At 42.4% G+C, this 17,641-nt stretch carries 15 protein-coding genes and 1 tRNA gene; all 16 read right to left on the bottom strand.

Annotated elements, in window-relative coordinates:
- Positions 1-202: 202 nt before the first annotated feature.
- Positions 203-493: a PG0541 family transporter-associated protein gene (locus AB1401_10685; GenBank protein MEW6615916.1), complete on the bottom strand. Its 291-nt coding sequence runs from the start codon at positions 491-493 to the stop codon at positions 203-205.
- 1 nt (position 494) lies between these two features.
- A complete protein-coding gene (locus tag AB1401_10680; GenBank protein ID MEW6615915.1) occupies positions 495-1,796 on the bottom strand; it encodes an efflux RND transporter periplasmic adaptor subunit in 1,302 nt (433 codons plus the stop codon).
- A gap of 9 nt (positions 1,797-1,805) precedes the next feature.
- Positions 1,806-4,916 (bottom strand): efflux RND transporter permease subunit, encoded by a 3,111-nt coding sequence (locus AB1401_10675; protein ID MEW6615914.1) that lies wholly within the window; start codon positions 4,914-4,916, stop codon positions 1,806-1,808.
- Positions 4,903-6,021 (bottom strand): efflux RND transporter periplasmic adaptor subunit, encoded by a 1,119-nt coding sequence (locus tag AB1401_10670; GenBank protein ID MEW6615913.1) that lies wholly within the window; start codon positions 6,019-6,021, stop codon positions 4,903-4,905. Before AB1401_10670 ends, AB1401_10675 begins: the two co-directional genes overlap by 14 nt.
- Before the next feature lie 14 nt (positions 6,022-6,035).
- Entirely contained in the window at positions 6,036-7,400 is a 1,365-nt protein-coding gene (locus tag AB1401_10665; protein ID MEW6615912.1) for a TolC family protein, read from the bottom strand.
- Between the two features lie 319 nt (positions 7,401-7,719).
- On the bottom strand, positions 7,720-8,949 hold the full coding sequence (locus AB1401_10660) for an ABC transporter permease (GenBank protein ID MEW6615911.1): 1,230 nt from the start codon (positions 8,947-8,949) through the stop codon (positions 7,720-7,722).
- On the bottom strand, positions 8,946-9,641 hold the full coding sequence (locus tag AB1401_10655) for an ABC transporter ATP-binding protein (GenBank protein ID MEW6615910.1): 696 nt from the start codon (positions 9,639-9,641) through the stop codon (positions 8,946-8,948). Before AB1401_10655 ends, AB1401_10660 begins: the two co-directional genes overlap by 4 nt.
- 1 nt (position 9,642) lies before the next feature.
- Complete coding sequence (locus AB1401_10650) at positions 9,643-10,812, bottom strand: efflux RND transporter periplasmic adaptor subunit (protein ID MEW6615909.1); 1,170 nt, start codon at positions 10,810-10,812, stop codon at positions 9,643-9,645.
- The gene (locus AB1401_10645; GenBank protein ID MEW6615908.1) at positions 10,809-12,107 is read right to left on the bottom strand and encodes a TolC family protein; all 1,299 of its coding nucleotides are present in this window, start codon (positions 12,105-12,107) and stop codon (positions 10,809-10,811) included. Before AB1401_10645 ends, AB1401_10650 begins: the two co-directional genes overlap by 4 nt.
- Positions 12,108-12,393: 286 nt before the next feature.
- Positions 12,394-12,876: a Spy/CpxP family protein refolding chaperone gene (locus AB1401_10640; protein MEW6615907.1), complete on the bottom strand. Its 483-nt coding sequence runs from the start codon at positions 12,874-12,876 to the stop codon at positions 12,394-12,396.
- 49 nt (positions 12,877-12,925) lie between these two features.
- On the bottom strand, positions 12,926-13,432 hold the full coding sequence (locus AB1401_10635; GenBank protein ID MEW6615906.1) for a hypothetical protein: 507 nt from the start codon (positions 13,430-13,432) through the stop codon (positions 12,926-12,928).
- Complete coding sequence (locus AB1401_10630) at positions 13,422-13,982, bottom strand: RNA polymerase sigma factor (protein MEW6615905.1); 561 nt, start codon at positions 13,980-13,982, stop codon at positions 13,422-13,424. Before AB1401_10630 ends, AB1401_10635 begins: the two co-directional genes overlap by 11 nt.
- Positions 13,983-14,271: 289 nt before the next feature.
- Positions 14,272-14,348 (bottom strand) — tRNA-Met (locus tag AB1401_10625).
- Between the two features lie 99 nt (positions 14,349-14,447).
- The gene (locus tag AB1401_10620; protein MEW6615904.1) at positions 14,448-16,106 is read right to left on the bottom strand and encodes a VCBS repeat-containing protein; all 1,659 of its coding nucleotides are present in this window, start codon (positions 16,104-16,106) and stop codon (positions 14,448-14,450) included.
- A 16-nt stretch (positions 16,107-16,122) separates the two neighbouring features.
- Positions 16,123-16,524, bottom strand: a complete 402-nt coding sequence (gene mce, locus AB1401_10615) for a methylmalonyl-CoA epimerase (GenBank protein ID MEW6615903.1) — start codon at positions 16,522-16,524, stop codon at positions 16,123-16,125.
- A 145-nt stretch (positions 16,525-16,669) separates the two neighbouring features.
- A complete protein-coding gene (gene meaB / locus AB1401_10610; protein MEW6615902.1) occupies positions 16,670-17,635 on the bottom strand; it encodes a methylmalonyl Co-A mutase-associated GTPase MeaB in 966 nt (321 codons plus the stop codon).
- Positions 17,636-17,641: the final 6 nt, after the last annotated feature.

Genomic DNA, 17,641 nt, shown 5'->3' with positions numbered 1-17,641 from the left:
CGTAGGTCCGCCGCTCGTCTTCTATCCCAGGGGAGATATTCCGACTCCAAATTTACCATTTCTCCGAGGACAGAAAAGTGGACAATTCATTTGTTACAAAAGCGGACAATTCTATTTGTTGACAACACTATTAATTTTCGTTTATAAACTGAAACGAACTCGTAAGAAATCAAATTTGGGATGGCAGAGTAAGGCGTTGGTGCTAGACTATTCCCTCCATCGGCATAATAAATGCCTTGACCCCAGCCTTGGGATGTTTTTTCTTCATTTCTTTAACTGCCGAAATCAGATGTTCGACCTCTCTATCTTCAACTGCGATGGCCAGGAAGTTGTTCCTTCCTGGCCAGCATTGGGTTCCCATATGAGGCTCGGTTTCGGTGCCTTCGCCCAGAACCTCGGTAAATTTTGTGTATCCTCTTACCCCTGCTGCTTTTATGGCACCTATCAGATCATAGTCAGCAGCCTCAGAGTACGCTATAAGAACCATCTTCATATTATCCCCCTTCCCTCCTCCCTATTATTCTCACATTGGCATTATCCACCAAGTTTTTATGCCCTTTTGTAACTATAATGTCATCCCTTTTTAACCTATAGGATAACACCTCCACCTTTCCGTCAAGACGTCTGCCAATTCTTATGTGGTCCAGTACTGCCCTGTTGTCCCTGATTATAAATATGGATGGCTTACCAGCCACTGACACAACAGCCTCTTCTGGAAGCACCATGGCGTCCTTTTTGGTTGAGGTAATTAACTGGATATCTGCAGAGAATCCCTGTTTTAGTCTGTTATCTCTATTCCCTATCTTTGCCTTCACCTTAAGGCTTCGTGTAGAAGGGTCAGATTCAGGGCTTATAAAATATACCTTCCCTGTAAACTTTTCTCCCGGTAAGGCATTAACCGTGGCTACCAGAGGCTGACCTATCTTAATCTCACCCGTAAATACCTCGGGGATAGAGAAAGAGAGCTTTAATGGGTCGTTTTGCACTATCTTAAAAAGCTTAGTGCCGTTTTTGATGTGCCCCCCAACAGATATCATCTTATTATCAACTATCCCCTTAATGGGAGAATATACACTTGTATCTTTAAGATTTTTCTCCGCTACCCTTAACCCTACCATGGCTTTTTCAACCTTTGCCTTTGCCACCGCAATATCCTCTTTCGCAGGACCACTTACAACTGTCCTATATACATCTTCCGCAGTCAATGCCTTCTTCTTTGCTGTTTCATATCTGGACTCTATCTTATCAAATGTGTCCTTATCGATTCCCCCGCTCTCGTAAGATTCCTTCTGTTTTTTATAGTCGCTTGCTATCTTCTCAAGGCTGACCCTTGCCTGATCCAGATTCGCCTTTATCTGTTCGATCCTTTCCGTTCTTGCCCCTGCCATCAGTTTGTCAAAAGCCGCCCTTGTTTCTTCAACGACTGATCTCGCCTTTTCGACGACCAGTTGTGCCTTTTCATCATCGACCCTGAGAAGAATACTCCCTTTCTTTACCGGATTCCCTTCATCGGCAAATATCTCTTTTACTTTCCCTGTAACCTCTGAAGTGATGGTCACATCCTCATTTGAAAGAAACGAGCCAATGGCATCTATATCATAGTGAATATCCATGGTTTCTACACTGGCAACTTCGATATCGATGACCTTTCCTCCAAAACTTCTCTTTGCCGTACCGCTAATCTCATCTTCCTCCCCTCTTCTACATCCAAAAGATGAGACATATACCAGTAATACAGCAGAAAACATAATTAGCATCATCTTTAGAGTTTGCAAACCTTTGTTCCAATCGTCCATATATTGCGATTATTCACCCCTGCCCTTTCTCTTTTTCATAAACCTTGACACCCAATCATCAAAAATGTCGTAGGCTACCGGCACAACAACCAGAGTCAGAAATAGGGAACTAAGAAGACCACCAATGACAGCAATGCCCATGGGAGAGCGGGTCTCAGTCCCCTCGCCTAAACCTGCTGCAACAGGAAGCATTCCGAAAACCATGGCTAAGGTGGTCATAAGGATTGGCCTCAGTCTCACTGGTCCTGCATGAATAATCGCTTCTTTCTTCGACATTCCTCTTTCCCTGAGTGTATTTGTGTAATCAACGAGGAGGATCGCGTTCTTCTTGACCAACCCCATGAGAAGGATAATGCCGATGAGGCTAACAATGCTAATTGTTTTTCCTGTCAGAAAAAGTGCCCCGAATGCCCCTATAAAAGACAGTGGCATGGAGAGAAGCACCGTAAAGGGATGAACGAAGCTTTCAAACTGCGCTGCAAGAATCATGTAGGCCATAATAATGCCTAAAAACAGGGCGAAGATAAGGTACTTGAAGGATTCTCCCATGGTTTCAGCCATTCCTTTATATTTTGGTATATAATCCAAGGGGAGCACTTTGGCAGATATGGCATTGAGCTCACCTATAGCCTGTCCCAGAGGTTTTCCCTCAAGGCTGGCAAAAACGGTAATGGCACGCTGTCGGTCCACACGGTTGATGACACTGGGACCACCCCCTTCACTGATCCGGATTACATTGGCAAGCTCAATCAGTCTTCCATCTTTTGCCCGTACGTAAATTTTACCCAGATCATGGGGGTTCATTCGGTCTTGGGGGTTGAGCCTCACCCGCACATCGTAGCGTCTTCCCCTTTCTTCATCCTTATACTTTGTCACATCCACCTCACCGCTGATCAGCAAATTTACCGCCTCGGCAATGGAGGCTACACTCACACCCAGATCAGCCGCTTTATCTCGGTCAATAAAGACTTTGAGCTCCGGTTTACCGGTTTCAAGTGAGGTATCAACATCCACTATACCAGGTAATTTCGAAAATTCGCTGACGATTTGCCTCGTATATGCCTGAAGAGAGGATAAATTGCCTCCACGAATACTATACTGAATAGGAACATTCCTCATTCCGCCGCCGATCATGGAGACATCCTCAGCCGTACCCTTTAATCCCGGTATTTGGCTGAACTTACGCCTCAACTCCTTCTTAATCTGTTCCTGGCTCTTCTCTCTTTCCGATTTCTTCTGGAGATTGACAAACAGGATAGCCTTGTTGATCTGGACGGTTCGTCCATAGCCCTGGATATAGAAGACCGATTTCACTTCCGGGGTTTGCCTAACTATACCCTCGGCCTTCTTAAAAAGCTCGTCGGCACTGTCTACCGAGTAGCCAACAGGAGATTCGAGTCTTACCGTAAACTGACTCTGGTCCTCCGAAGGTCTAAATTCTTTCCCAATGAACTTCGTTACATAGAGACTCAAGATAAAGATAAGAATAGCAACTGTAAGTACCGTTTTTTTGTAACGAAGAGATACCTCTAGGAGGCTACGGTAGCTCGTCTCTATTTTTTTATACCATCTCTCCCACCAATCGCCGATCCTGGAGAGAAAGGAAAAATACGAAGAATTGCCTGGATGGGGCTCTGTGCCTTTCTGGTGCGGTTTCAAGAAAATCGAGGCCATCATGGGAGTCAACGTAAAAGAGACAATCAGGGAAACAAGAACGGAAAAGACCACGGTAAGGGCAAATTGTAGGAAAAACCTGCCAATAATCCCCTTCATGAAGGCTACAGGAAGAAATATGGCTACAATAGCAAACGTGGTAGCCATGACGGCGAGGCCAATCTCCGAAGTGGCGAAAGAGGCAGCTTCCCGGGGTGCCATCCCTTCCTCGATATGACGATGGATATTCTCAATAACAATAATGGCATCATCAATGAGAAGGCCAATGGAAAGGGAAAGGGCAAGCATAGTCATATTATTGAAGGTAAAGTTAAATGCCTTGATCAAGGCGAAGGTTGCAATTACCGAGACAGGAAGAGCCAGGGCACTGATGACCGTGGTCCGCCAGTTCTTCAGGAAGATAAACACAGCCAGGACAGCCAGCAAACCGCCAATGATCAAATGCCTTTGAACTTCGTTAATTGATCTGTTGATAAAGGTGGACTGGTCAAAGGAAATGCCAATCTCCATTCCTGGTGGGAGGTTTTTTTTAATATTTACCAGTTCCTTCTTGACCCGGTTCACCACCTCCACCGTATTGGTTCCCGACTGTTTCTGGATGCCAAGACCAACACACGGAGCAGTATTAAACCTTGCAATAGTGCGCTTTTCCTCCATTCCATCTTCGGCACTTCCGATATCCCGAAGCCTAACAGGTGCACCATGGTAATATGCCATAATGAGGTCGTTGAAATCAGGAACTCTGGAAAACTCTCCTTTAATTTTAACATTATACTCCTTGGAGACACTCTCGATCCTGCCGCCAGGGAGTTCGAGGTTCTCACGCATGAGGGCTTGGGTAATATCGCTGGGCGCAATCCCATAAGCCCTCATCCGATAAACATCCAACCAGATCCTCACCTGCCTGAGGCGCAATCCATACATCCTCACGGCTCCCACCTCGTTGATCCGTTGGAGTTTCTCTTTCAAAACCTCATCAGCATAGGTTGAAAGCTCCCGTACTGGTTTGTTTCCCGAGAGGTTGACCCAGAGCACCGGATTAGCATCAGGGTCAACCTTTTCTATAATCGGTTCATCAATGTCTTCGGGAAGTTTTTGTCTGATAACAGAGACCTTTTCCCTCACATCCTGAACTGCCAGATCAATATCCCTCTCAAGGACAAATTCAACAGTTACAACCGATGCCCCTTCAACACTTGAAGATGTAATACTCTTTACACCATTGATGGTGTTGACTACCTCTTCGATTTTGTCAGTCACGTCGATGTCCATGATCTCAGGGCTGGCACCTTTTAGGGTCGTTGTTATATTGACAATAGGAAAATCTACCTTGGGAAAGAGATCGACACCGATGCCCACATAACTCACTGCCCCCAGAACCACCAGGGCCAGGACGAGCATGGTTGCAAAGACAGGCCGTTTAATTGATGTATCAGCGAGCCACATTAACCTTTACTCCTTCTGACAGATTGTTTTGACCTACAATCACAACCATCTCTTTTCCTTCCAACCCTTCCACAATCTCTATAAGCTCTCCGTACTTACTGCCAATCTTTACCCCTCTTTCTTTGGCATGGTCGCCCTCAATAACAAAAACCTTAGTCTTTGAGTCGTCATAGAGTATAGATGTTATAGGCACAACGGTTGTATCCCCCTGCCCCCCCGTATACAGGGTAACATTAGCAAAGAGCCCTGGTTTCAGGAGACCATCATGATTGGGGACTCTTGCTTCAACCTGAAGGGTCCTGGTTCTTTCCTCAAGACTTGGATAGAGGATCCTCACACTACCCTTAAATTCCTTGCCAGGAAAGGCATCAACTCTAAAGGTCACATCCTGCCCTACACGGAGTTTCCCAACATCCTTTTCCGTTATCGTAAAATTGAGCTTGAGAGGATTGTTCTGGATAACCACAAAGAGGTTTGTACCGTTCCTAACATAATCCCCTGCTGAAACCCTCTTCTCTTTTATGATACCATGTATGGGTGAGTGGATACCCGTCTTGGAAAGCCTTTCTTTAGAAAGGGCACAGGTTGCCTTTGCCCGTTCCACTTCAGCCATAGCAAGAGACAGTCGGGTGGAGACATCATCGAACTGTTGTTTCGTTACCAGTTCTTCCCTGTAAAGGGCATCCTTTCGCTGATACTCCAATCTCGTATTTTCAAGGGTTGCTTCTGCCTGCTTTAAAGCGATCTCTGTCCTCTTAACTTCGAGGCTGTAATTCGTATCATCAATTATCGCAAGAAGCATCCCCTTTGAAACCACTGTTCCTTCATCCACTCTTACGCTTTTTAAACCCCCTTCAATCTCACTGCTTACCATAACCTCCTCACCAGGCATCAGTGTACCGATGCTTTCCACGAAGGGTCTGAAAGACCTTTTCTCAACAGCCTGAACACGAACATTAATAGCTTTTTCAGCAGTCCCTTCTACTTTTTTCTTCTTGCAAGCAGGGCAAATTAAGATAAGGGATAGAAGGAACAACAAAAGGACAACCTGACCTAATCTGTAATCTTTCCTGTAATTTTTAACAGTGTAGTATTGCATAAACATAGCTTCACTTCCTTTTACTTTTTTTCCGCATCCTTGCTGTCAATTGCAGCCTGTTTGCCTGTAACCCTTTTTAACAGTTTCCCTGTTACCCGTTCAAGCTTCAGAATGGACAACTTACAGTTATACACAGCATCTACAACCTGACGCTCTGCTGTAACAAGTAATGTATTTGCATCCATGACATCTATACTGTTTGCCAGGCCAAATTCAAACTGCCTTGAAATAGCACTGTAGTTATCTCTGGCGAATGCCAGCCTATCCTCAAGAGATTTTAAAACCCCTTTTTGTGTCATATAGTCAAGGTAGGCATTTTCAACCTCTACATTTATTTTCTTCCTGAGGTCTTCATATACGAGATCAGCCTGTCTCTGTTTTGCCATTGACTCCATTACCTCTGCCCTCCGGAGACCTCCCTCAAAAAATGGGAAGTTCAGCTTAATGCCCGCATAGATGCTTTCCTTAATAAAAGAGGCGGTGGCAGGGTCTTCATCTTTACCTGAATAAATACCCTCAATAGAAATTGTGGGCCAGTAGAGGCCGCTCGTGTATTTAACCTGATCCCTTGCAATCTTTTTCTGTATATCGAGAGACTTCAATTCAACCCTTTCCAACAGGGCTGCTTCCTTGAGTAGCCCCAAGGCATCCTCGGGCTTGTAGCCTGCCAGGTACTGATTATCCTCAGACGCCTCTTTGAGATTATAATCTCCTGTCAATCCGACGACCCTTGCAAGGACTGCCTTTGTAAAACTCAGATTGTTTTCTGCCCTAATTAGTTCCGATTGAGCACCTGATAATTCCGCCTCTGCCCTCAGAAGAACAGTCTTTGTTACTTCACCCACTCTGACTCTTATGGCGGCGGCATCTTTATGCTTTGTGAGCCTCTCAACATTTGCTTTTGCAATATCCACAGCCTTCCTCACCCTGAGGACATCGTAATAAGCAAAGGAAACACCGAAAAGATATTCCTCCCTCACTACATGGAGGTCATATTTGCTCTTTTCAATATTATCCTTCGATATCTTAAAAGCATCGAATTCCCTGCCGCTTATCGAGAGGGACTGGTCAAGCCTTAACCCCCAGGATGCAGAATAATCAGGCTGAATGACAGAACCTGTTGACGACCGTTTTTCCTCGCTGTATCCCGTAATGCTTCCGAAAGTGGAGAGTCGGGGAAAGAACACAGAGGCCGCCTTGTCTTTCGCTCTTTCTGAAATATAGATGTCTTCCTCTGACAATTTTATCCTCTCAGAGCGTTCAAGGGCAATCTTATAGAGGTCGGCAAGAGAATACTCCTCCGCTGCATAAAGGCTATTGGATACTGCAACAGTGATCAAAACCATTGTAATACATCCGGCTATGATAAACCCGGGTTTAATCATGTCAAGTCACTCCTTTTCAGACGATTAATCCTCTTCAAACAAAGGGTTGAGTTATAAATGGCAGCATAGAGATGTTATTTTCGGAACACTCTACTAATTAGCCCACCCTGAAAAATGAAAAATTTCTTTTGGAGCGAACATGAGCAGGATTTTTGGGGTACCCATCTTGACGAAGCGGAAGATAAGCATTTTCAGGTGTTTGAGCCCGAAGGGCGAGTTCCTGAAAATGCCTGGAGCAAGTCATAGATGGGTCAAAAAACCTGCACCAGAGAGCGGAAAAGGAAATTTTTCAGGATGAACTAATTATGAGTCATGGACATTATTCATACCTCAATGCATCTATAGGGTTAAAAAGCGATGCCTTGTATGCAGGATAAAACCCGAAAAACACCCCTACTAAGCCAGAAAAACCAAAAGAGAGGAGGATGGCAAAGGGTGATACTATTGTAGGCCAACCCGCAAGCATGGCCAGCACCCTTGAACCAGATATTCCCAGAACAATTCCTGCTATTCCACCAATTAATGATAACGTAACCGCCTCGATTATGAACTGAAGCCTTATATCCCATGTCTTTGCACCAACAGCCATCCGTATTCCTATTTCCCTTGTTCTTTCTGTAACCGAAACAAGCATTATGTTCATAATCCCTATCCCTCCCACCAAGAGAGATATGGAAGCTATAGCTCCAAGCAAAAGAGTCATTACCCTTGCGGATTGTTCTGCAACCTTCATCATCTCGGTGAGATTTCTGACGGTGAAATCGCTTTCCTGTTTTTGGCCGATATGGTGCCTCTGTTTTACTAATTCGTCTATCTGTTTTTCAGCAGGTTCCATTTCCTCTGCACTTTTTGCCTTCACGACAACTATCTTTACCATCCCGGGAAACAATGTTCCAAAAAGTCTCTTCTGCGCAGTTGTTATGGGCACAAATATTGTATCATCCTGATCCTGACCTATTGGGGATGGACCCTTGGCAGAAAGAACGCCAATAACAGTAAAAGGAATTTTTTTTATCCTTATAATCTCACCAATTGGATTCATACCTCCAAAAAGGTTGTCCACAACAGTCTGCCCCAATAAACAGACCTTTGTAGCATTTCTGACATCCTGCTCTGTAAATGGTTTTCCTGCAGCAATAGTCCAATCTCTAACATTAAACACACCTGGTGTTGTCCCTGCTATACTTGTTGACCAATTCTGATTCCCGTAAACAACTTGAGCAACCTCTCCAAAAACAGGGGCAACATCCGATACGGCAGAGCACTCCTTCTTTATTGCTTCTGAGTCACCTATAGTTAGGGTAGCTTGTGTACCTGCAAGCATTCTAACCCCCCCTGCAGTGGTAGCTCCGGGAAGAATTATTAGAAGATTGCTACCCATGCTCGAAATCTGCTCAGATATTTTACGGCTTGCACCTGTACCAACAGCAAGCATGGTAATAACAGCAGCCACACCAATAATAATCCCAAGCATAGTTAGTGCAGAGCGCATTTTGTTCACTCTCAATGCCCTGAATGAAATTCTCAATGTTGATGGAATCCCTATCATGATTTTCCTGTCTGTTGAACGTCACTGCGGATACGTCCGTCAATGAATCTTATAATACGCCTGCTGTATTCTGCAATATCAGACTCGTGAGTTACAAGTATTATTGTAATCTTAGATTCTCTGTTCAGTCTCACAAAGAGTTCCATTATTTCAGCGCTTGTTTTTGTATCAAGGTTCCCAGTCGGTTCATCTGCAAGGATTATCGAGGCATTGTTCACAAGCGCCCTTGCTATGGCAATCCGCTGTTGCTGACCACCTGAAAGTTGATTGGGATGATGATGCTCCCTGCCCTCAAGCCCCACTATCTTCAGGGAGTCCATTGCCCTCTGCCTCCTTTCTCTGGCAGGAACTCCATTATAAAGCAGAGGTAATTCAACATTTTCCAGGGCTGAAGTTCTAGGTAGCAGATTAAATCCCTGAAAAACGAAGCCTATCCTTTTATTCCTTATCCTTGCCAGATCATCCCTGGTAAGTTTACCTTCATCAATCCCATCAAGGATATACCGACCCTCTGTAGGTTTATCAAGACATCCAAGAATATTCATAAAGGTTGATTTTCCTGACCCGGAAGGTCCCATTATTGCAACAAATTCGCCCTTCTCTATAGTGAGAGAAACCCCACAAAGGGCATTTATCTCAACATCACCAAGCCTGTATACCTTGCTAACTTCCTTTGCCTCAATGAGTGCCATATCAAAAAATCCTAGGTCCTCGCGATCTAGAACTACTAGCCTTGGACTCCGCCTTCGTTTTTGCCAGAGATTCCACTATTACTTCCTGTCCCTCTCTTATATTCCCCGAGAGAAGTTCAAAGTAATTGCTGTCACTTATTCCTGTCTTTATCGTTATGCGTTTGGGCTTTTCATACTCCAGTGTCCAGACGCCTAAGCTACTGTACCTGGGTGATTTGACTGTCTCAGGAGGCTTAAATCTCAGGGCAGCATTGGGTATTTTCAAGATATTTTCTTTTCTGGCAACTATTATGGAGACATTTACAGTCATACCCGGTTTGAGCTTATATTCGGGATTCTTAACCTTAACAACAACATCGTAGGTAACCACATTCTGGACACTTATGGGAGCATTTCTGACCTGGGATACAGCCCCTTTGAATGTCATGTCAGGATAGGCATCTACTGTGAATTCAACATTCATGCCGACTTTTATCTTTCCTATATCCGCCTCATCCACATTTGTATCTATCTGCATCTTTGTGAGGTCCTGTGCAATCGTAAAAAGGGTTGGCGTCTGGAAACTTGCGGCTACTGTTTGCCCCACATCCACATTTCTCGATACAACAATTCCATCTATCGGAGAAAGTATCTTTGTATACTTGAGATTGGTCTCGGCATATCTCAAGGCTGCCTCTGTCTGAGCAACCTGGGCTTTGGCGGCACTCACCTGAGCTCTTGCAACATCGTGATTTGTCTCCGATACATCCATCTCGCTCCTGGCAATCAGGTTCCTGGAAAAGAGATCCCTGTTTCTTTTCATGGTCCGCCGTGCATCAAGGAGTGTGGTCTCTGCTTTTTCGACATTTGCACTGGCTGAGAGCAGATTTGCTCTTGCCTGCTCAACCTGTGCCTCAAATGTCGCAGGGTCTATCTGGGCTATGACCTGCCCTTTTTTAACAAGAGAATTGAAATCTACATATAGGTGCTTTACCGTCCCGGATACCTGGGTCCCCACAAGGACAGTGGTTACCGGATTCACTGTGCCTGTAGCGGTAACAGTTGATAAGATATCACCTCTGTTAACCTTTTCGGTTATGAATTTCGGTTGATCCCCTTTGCCCCTGAACACAATGAGAGCAAGTATGCCAAGAACTACGATAGTTACAATGCCAATCAGTATCTTTTTCATCTCTCACCTGTTGCCTTTTCAATGCTTGCTTGTGCAATCCTGTAGTCATAAAGTGCCTGGATATAGGCTGTTTTTGCACTGCTATATGAAACCTGTGCATCAGTAACCTCTACTGGATTACCAACCCCGGCTGTATATCTGCCATTTGCAAGCTCAAGGTTTTCCTCTGCCTGTCTTACCGTTATCTCAGATGCAGAAATCCTATCCCTTGCTTCCTGCAGATTCAGGTACGCCTGCTGAACCTCAAGCAGTATTTCCTGTTTCAATGTTTCTTCATTTGCCTTCAGAAGATTAAGGTTTGCTACAGCCTCCTCTACTTGGAATCCGGTTGAGAACCCACTAAATAATGGAAATGTGATGGTCATACCCACATTCCAGCCGTCCTCCATGGGAAACCTTTCACCAACCAGGCTGTAAGCTGCATTTCCTGACAGTGTAGGATAATAGTCCTTCTTTGATACCCCTATCGATGCCTCTGCTGCCTTTTTCTTAATGAGGATTGATTTAAGGTCGGACCTATGAAGATATGCCATTTTCAGCATATCTTCAAGTATAATATCGTATCTAACAAAAGCAAGATTATCCACCAGACTGTATTCAGGGGCATCAGGCACCCCCATTGCGTTGCTAAGGATTACCCTTGCAACCCTATGTGCATTTTCAGCCTTTATAAGATTCAGTTTTGCATTACTCAAGTCCACTTCTGCCTTCGTAACATCAAATTTTGGTTTCGTGCCGACCTCATAAAATCCCTTTGCCTGTTCCAGGTGTTTTTCGAATTGTCTAACAGCTTCCTCAGCAACATCCCTGTTCCTCTTCGCCTGCAATAGTCTGTAGTATCCCTGTTTAACATTAAAGACTACCTGATCTGATACGTTTTCAAGGTCTACACGGGAAGAATCCAGGTTCAGTCTTTGAACCTCTACCCTTGTAGTGGTTTTACCAAAATCATAGATATCCTGCTTGAGATTAATACTGCTTGAATATTCATCGGATGAACGGCTGCTGGTGCCGGAAATGGGAGAGGATTTACTGTAACCTGATGACCAATCTATCTGTGGGTAATAATTCGCCTTTGTCTGTCCTACCCTGCTCTGATTTATATTTATTGTATTCATTGCTGCAACTATGTTTGGCTGTTTCTTCAGCGCTATCTCTACGCATCTTTCCAGGCTAAGAAGCTCACCCTTTTTTATAACCCCCTCTGCTCCTGCTCTATAAGGAACAAGTAGAAAAAATACAAGTGGCACCAAAGAAAAGATTCTGTAGGATAGTTGCCTGCCAAGTAAGATCATACCTACCTCTCCTTTTAATCTTGTTGCCCTTTGCAAAAACAGGCTCATGATTAGCAGTGATTTAGAAACCAGAGTGGTTCTTCCTGAATTGATAACCCATTGAAAGACGTAAGAGTTTAGTCTTTGATATAATAGGATTTTCTCGGTGGCTAAAAGTTGAGATTGGAATACTGCCTTTGCTGTCCTTAACATATTGCAATCTTAATCAAACCCAGTTTTATGTCAAGGAAAATATCAGTCCCGTTTTGCCCTTAGTTATTATTGCTTCTTCAGTATACTATAAAGCCTACTCTCTCCGGTACTTACGAAACCCTCGTTTTTCCTTTCCAAATTTTTTCATCTTTTTATTAAACTTGTTAAGTTGTTCTGGGGTCAATATTTTTCTCACTTCAAGTATTCCTTCAAGACGAAGGTCCTCCATCTTAAGAAGTACAGTCTTTAGATCGTTATGGATTTGTGTGATTTTGTTCATGTCAAGCTCAGGTTTAGCAAGCTCTTCTCTAAGCAACTCTTTTTTGTTGTGTATCTCTTCTCTCAATCTGTTTGCTTCTTCCTTATATTTATTTTTATTCTCTTCCAGCTTTTGTTTTTGTTCAGGGGTCAGGTTAAGCTGTTCAAATACTTTGTTAAAATGTTCCTTAACTTCCCGATGCTTTTTGCTTTCTGCAGGATATTTCCCATCTGGCGGCCAGGAAAAAGCGTATGGGTTTATAGCAAATATCAATACAATTACGACAAAGACTGAACATATACTGACTTTAGTTTTCATGGCTATGCCTCCTTCTTAAATTATCAAACACTTTTTACATATGTACATTTTACAAAAAATATTCTTCAATATCAGTACCATAACCACTTGATCCATTATTTGCTACTATATCAGGATAACTCATAAGATAGGTTAAGTATTCAACTTGTTTATCGGAAGCTATCTTAGCTAATTCTTGATTTTGTTTTACAGGGAAAAATGTTATCGATAACACAACTATCAAAAGAATTGATAATAGTGATACAAATACCAATCTAGGCTTAGGGATAAAAGTTAAAGATCGCAATCCTTCCAAGAATACGTTTATCGGATTATAATAATTTTGCTTATGTTCTTTTGGAATCGCTGCTCGCAGATTTTGCCATACTGATTCCGGCGTCTTTTCTCGTATAGCCTCATCGAATGGTTCGATCACAGTCTTACTGGCTGCCATAAGAAATTCTCTACAATCATTACAATGCTTAATATGATCTTCTATGTCACCTTTTGCATGACTTTTTATATAACCATCAAGGTAGTCAGTAAGAATTAAATCCTTTGCTTTTTTACAATTCATTTACCATCACCTCTTTTCTTAAAGCTAAGACTTTTTCCCTGGCCCTTTTTAGCCTTGAACGCACAGCATTGGTATTGATATTTAAAACCTGTGCTATTTCTTGGTAACTCAAGCCTTCGATATTCCTCAGAACGATGCATACCCTTTGTTCCGGAGTAAGAGCGTCTAACAATTTTTTAATTATGCTCTCTTTATGTTCTCTTTCCACCCTGTTATCCAAAGAGCTTAGAGGATTTCCCGGAGCAGAGGCATTATTATAATCTACCGTTCTATCGTTCATTTTGGATTCTTTTTTAGTGCGATTAATAGCCATATTAATTGTTATCCGATATATCCAGGTCTTTAACTTTGCTTGGAAACGAAAGTTTTTTAAATTATGATATACTGATATAAATACTTCCTGTGTTACTTCTTGGGCATCTTCTCTATTTTGAACAATTCTCAAAGCAATGTTATATACATAATCGGTATATGATCTAAATATCTTCTCAAAAGATTCGACATCGCCCTCTGATGCCCTTCTTGCAAAATCCTCATGTACATCCTGCATAAGGTTAACCTTTTACTTCATCAAATTAGGCAAATCATAATATCGCTGCTATTAATAAGCTTTGACAGATGAAAAGTTAAAAAGTTACGGTGAAATAATAAACTTGTCGATTTTTATAAAAAGCTGGCTGAAGAGTTACTGTTAGAATTAGAAGGAAAGAGAGTGATCCAAGAAATCAATTGATACACTTGATGGGGCAGCATAAGAAAGGGGACAGGTGTACCAGCTCAGTAACTCAAAACTTTAATAAAGGCAGAAGACGCAGCATGATAATTTTGGGGGGAATTTTTGGTGGCGGTGCAGGGATTTGAACCCCGGACACTGCGGATATGAGCCGCATGCTCTAACCAACTGAGCTACACCGCCTTTTGATAGTTTAATACTCGTGGTTAATATCCAAACAAAAAATCTTTTGTGGAATCATTAAAAGGTTTTTTTAATTTTAGACAACTGAAAAAGGGGGATTTAATTCATTAACTCATAGACCAAAACATAACTCTTGTCACTTTTAAAGATTGAGCCAATAGAGGTTTGTATAATTCCAACCACTAATTCATCTTTTCCGTCATTATCTACATCCTTAATTTGAAAGTCCGCAATATACCCATAAATCTTTTTCGTCCTCCAATTCTCTGATAAACCCAGACCATCCCATGTTAGACCATAAATTTCGCTGTCCTTATACATTCTAGTTTTTTCAAATAACTTTCCAGCGCCTGGAATATTTCTTACAACAATTATTTCATTTTCTCCTTTATGACTTTGAACCAGTATCCGATTTTGAAGGTATAATCTGGTCTCAAGCACTTCAAGATAGTCAATCGATTTTGTCCCGCTTGGATATTTTATTATAAAGTTCTTTGTCCCTCCATATATTTCATCACTCTTCCACATCAATTCCCCGCTATTAGAAAAAACCTTCAAGTTATCGTAATTATCAATCAGAATAATCTCCTTTTTCCCATCTTTATCAGCATCAATCAAGTTGAAACCATACACTATGGCACCCGGGGGAAGGGGAATATCTTGTTCTTCCACGTATTTCTTGTCCTTCCATACAAGCTGAGTCACACCACCGTAAAAAATACCATCCAGTCCTGCCTTCTGGCCAAGAAGCATATGAGTACTTCGGGACGTGCTAATCACCTTTAAAAAATATTTGATGCCTGTTTCAATCTTTATAAAATCTCCTTTTTGGAATTCCATAACAAAGGAATCCATTGTGGTGCCAACACGGTTGGTTACAAAAATCTCTGAAACTCCATTTTTATCAATATCTGCAACATCAAGAGATAGATAGTTGTCAGATTTCTTTCCTTTAATCTTTTTTATCAATGCCAGCCTATTTTCTGAGTATCTATATATTGATATGCTGTTATTGTCCATAACAACTGTCTCATTCTTTCCGTCTCCATCCACATCTCCAACATCAACACCTTTAATCTCTAAATCCAGTCTTTGACTCTTCCAAAATCCTCTTCTGAGGCGCAGAGGATCACCAGACATTACAAGTTCAGAGTCAGTATCGGAAGAAGTACCTTTCCCCTTTTTAGAAACAAGAAATTCTGACATAAAAGCAGATGCCTCTGCACTAGCAGTAGGAGGTGGAAGAGAAGGTGAATAGACAGGATAGGGTTTACCCGTAATCCTGGAATTGGCCTTCAAAGCAAACTCACTGATTTCAGGAATTACATTATCCAGTCCTTTGCTTGTGGCAAACAGAGATGTAACAGACTTTTTCTCCTTCAGGTCAAACATCTTGGCATCAATACTAACACTCTCACCTATCTTAGTCAGGCTGCCCCAAATAATAAAATCCACACCAAGCTGAGTGCCAATCTTTTTTATTATTTCTTCAGTTATCGGACTCTCACTAATTCGAGACAGAACTTCATTTACTCGTGTATTCTCAAGGACTACAATCTTATCCTCTACAGAAATCCTGGATGTGAGCATATCCAGGATTCCCTTCTTCAGATAATCCAGATTTTCTGAGCTGTTTATCTGGAATGGTAGCACAGCTACCTTGATTATATTATCAGCATAGGTAATCGGGTAGAATATAAAGAGGAATAACAGGATTAAAGAAGATAATCTAATAAATTTCTGAGCCACCTTCTTCATAATTCTCCAGTTCTCCTCATCTCTCGCTTATCTCTATCAGCACTCCATAGGTTGATTTAGGATGTAAAAAGGCTATTTTTGCCCCTCCTGCCCCTCTTCGGGGAGTTTCGTCAATCAGCTTAACACCCTTTTCTTTTAGCTCTCTCAATGCCTCTTCAATGTTTTCTACCTGAAGACAGATATGCTGAATCCCCTCTCCTCTCTTTTCGATAAACTTAGCTATGGCTCCCTCCGGAGATGTGGATTCCAACAACTCCAGTTCACTGTCTCCTATCGGCAGAAATACGGTAGTAGCCTTTTGCTCTTCCACGGTTTCTGAACCAGCAGACTTCATACCCAGAATATCTTCATAGAACTTCAAAGCCGGAGTACAGCTTTTTACTGCTATACCGATATGGTCGATCTTCTTTATCTTCATTTGTTCTCCATTTTTACTTCGTAAGCATTCAGCTATCAGCCGTTAGTTCTCAGCAAAAAACAAATCCTTTAACCCGCCTGATGGGATTTATTATAACATATCTTGCTGATCGCCGGGTGCTGACCGCTGGACGCTTATTTTGCTTCTATACACTGGTGTTCCTTGATATCCTTTTCGCTATAATTTCTATTACCTGTTTTGCAAGCAGATATGGATCTTCTTTTTTATTTATAATACTTTCCAGGCGCTGTTCAAAGAGATCCTTATTTTCAGCTATCAAGCCATCCATATACCGATATATCTCGTGTTCAACTATTTTAATGATTTCAGTTCGGATCCTTTCTTTCCGGCGGTAAGCCAGCGTACCGCTTTTAACCAAAAACTCTCTATGTTCCTTAATCTTTTCAACAAGGGTGCCGATGCCCTGATCTTCCGTTGCTACAGTTTTAATAATGGGAGGAGTCCATTCTCTTTCAGTCGAACTCAGTCCTAACATCATCTTAATCTCTGTGACCAGTCTGTCAGCACCATCCCTATCGGCTTTATTTACAACAAATATATCTCCAATCTCCATAATGCCAGCTTTTATTGCCTGGATATCATCACCACCACCCGGCATCACAACAAGAATCGACACATCAGCAGTTCTAACAATGTCCACCTCGTCTTGCCCAACACCAACAGTCTCTACAATAATATAATCCTTACCATAGGCATCAAGGATCTTTACCGTATCTGACGTTGCTCTGGAAAGCCCACCCAGACTCCCTCTGGTAGCCATGCTGCGAATGAAAACATTATCATCACTACTTACTCCCTGCATCCTCACCCTATCACCCAACAACGCCCCACCGGTAAATGGACTTGTTGGATCAATAGCTATAATTCCCACAGTGTAGTTCTGACTTCGAAGCTCTTTTGTAATCCTGTCAGTTAGCGTACTTTTACCTGCTCCAGGAGGTCCGGTAATACCAATTATATAGGCATTGCCAGTAAAAGGATAGATTTTCTCCATTGCCTCAACACCACCCGGCATTTCGTTTTCCACGAAGGTAATCAGTTTAGCCAAAGCTCTAACCGAGCCCTTACGTACCTCATCAACCAGTTCCATAGCATC

Source organism: Thermodesulfobacteriota bacterium (assembly GCA_040757775.1).
GTDB lineage: Bacteria > Desulfobacterota > UBA8473 > UBA8473 > UBA8473 > UBA8473.
This window is presented reverse-complemented; position numbering and strand designations above follow the sequence as displayed.

What these genes read in the sequence shown, in the direction of transcription:
- AB1401_10685 (MEW6615916.1), bottom strand. Translation starts at nt 493, where the DNA reads ATGAAGATGGTTCTTATAGCGTACTCTGAGGCTGCTGACTATGATCTG.
- AB1401_10680 (MEW6615915.1), bottom strand. Translation starts at nt 1,796, where the DNA reads ATGGACGATTGGAACAAAGGTTTGCAAACTCTAAAGATGATGCTAATT.
- AB1401_10675 (MEW6615914.1), bottom strand. Translation starts at nt 4,916, where the DNA reads ATGTGGCTCGCTGATACATCAATTAAACGGCCTGTCTTTGCAACCATG.
- AB1401_10670 (MEW6615913.1), bottom strand. Translation starts at nt 6,021, where the DNA reads ATGTTTATGCAATACTACACTGTTAAAAATTACAGGAAAGATTACAGA.
- AB1401_10665 (MEW6615912.1), bottom strand. Translation starts at nt 7,400, where the DNA reads ATGATTAAACCCGGGTTTATCATAGCCGGATGTATTACAATGGTTTTG.
- AB1401_10660 (MEW6615911.1), bottom strand. Translation starts at nt 8,949, where the DNA reads ATGATAGGGATTCCATCAACATTGAGAATTTCATTCAGGGCATTGAGA.
- AB1401_10655 (MEW6615910.1), bottom strand. Translation starts at nt 9,641, where the DNA reads ATGGCACTCATTGAGGCAAAGGAAGTTAGCAAGGTATACAGGCTTGGT.
- AB1401_10650 (MEW6615909.1), bottom strand. Translation starts at nt 10,812, where the DNA reads ATGAAAAAGATACTGATTGGCATTGTAACTATCGTAGTTCTTGGCATA.
- AB1401_10645 (MEW6615908.1), bottom strand. Translation starts at nt 12,107, where the DNA reads ATGATCTTACTTGGCAGGCAACTATCCTACAGAATCTTTTCTTTGGTG.
- AB1401_10640 (MEW6615907.1), bottom strand. Translation starts at nt 12,876, where the DNA reads ATGAAAACTAAAGTCAGTATATGTTCAGTCTTTGTCGTAATTGTATTG.
- AB1401_10635 (MEW6615906.1), bottom strand. Translation starts at nt 13,432, where the DNA reads ATGAATTGTAAAAAAGCAAAGGATTTAATTCTTACTGACTACCTTGAT.
- AB1401_10630 (MEW6615905.1), bottom strand. Translation starts at nt 13,982, where the DNA reads ATGCAGGATGTACATGAGGATTTTGCAAGAAGGGCATCAGAGGGCGAT.
- AB1401_10620 (MEW6615904.1), bottom strand. Translation starts at nt 16,106, where the DNA reads ATGAAGAAGGTGGCTCAGAAATTTATTAGATTATCTTCTTTAATCCTG.
- mce (MEW6615903.1), bottom strand. Translation starts at nt 16,524, where the DNA reads ATGAAGATAAAGAAGATCGACCATATCGGTATAGCAGTAAAAAGCTGT.
- meaB (MEW6615902.1), bottom strand. Translation starts at nt 17,635, where the DNA reads ATGGAACTGGTTGATGAGGTACGTAAGGGCTCGGTTAGAGCTTTGGCT.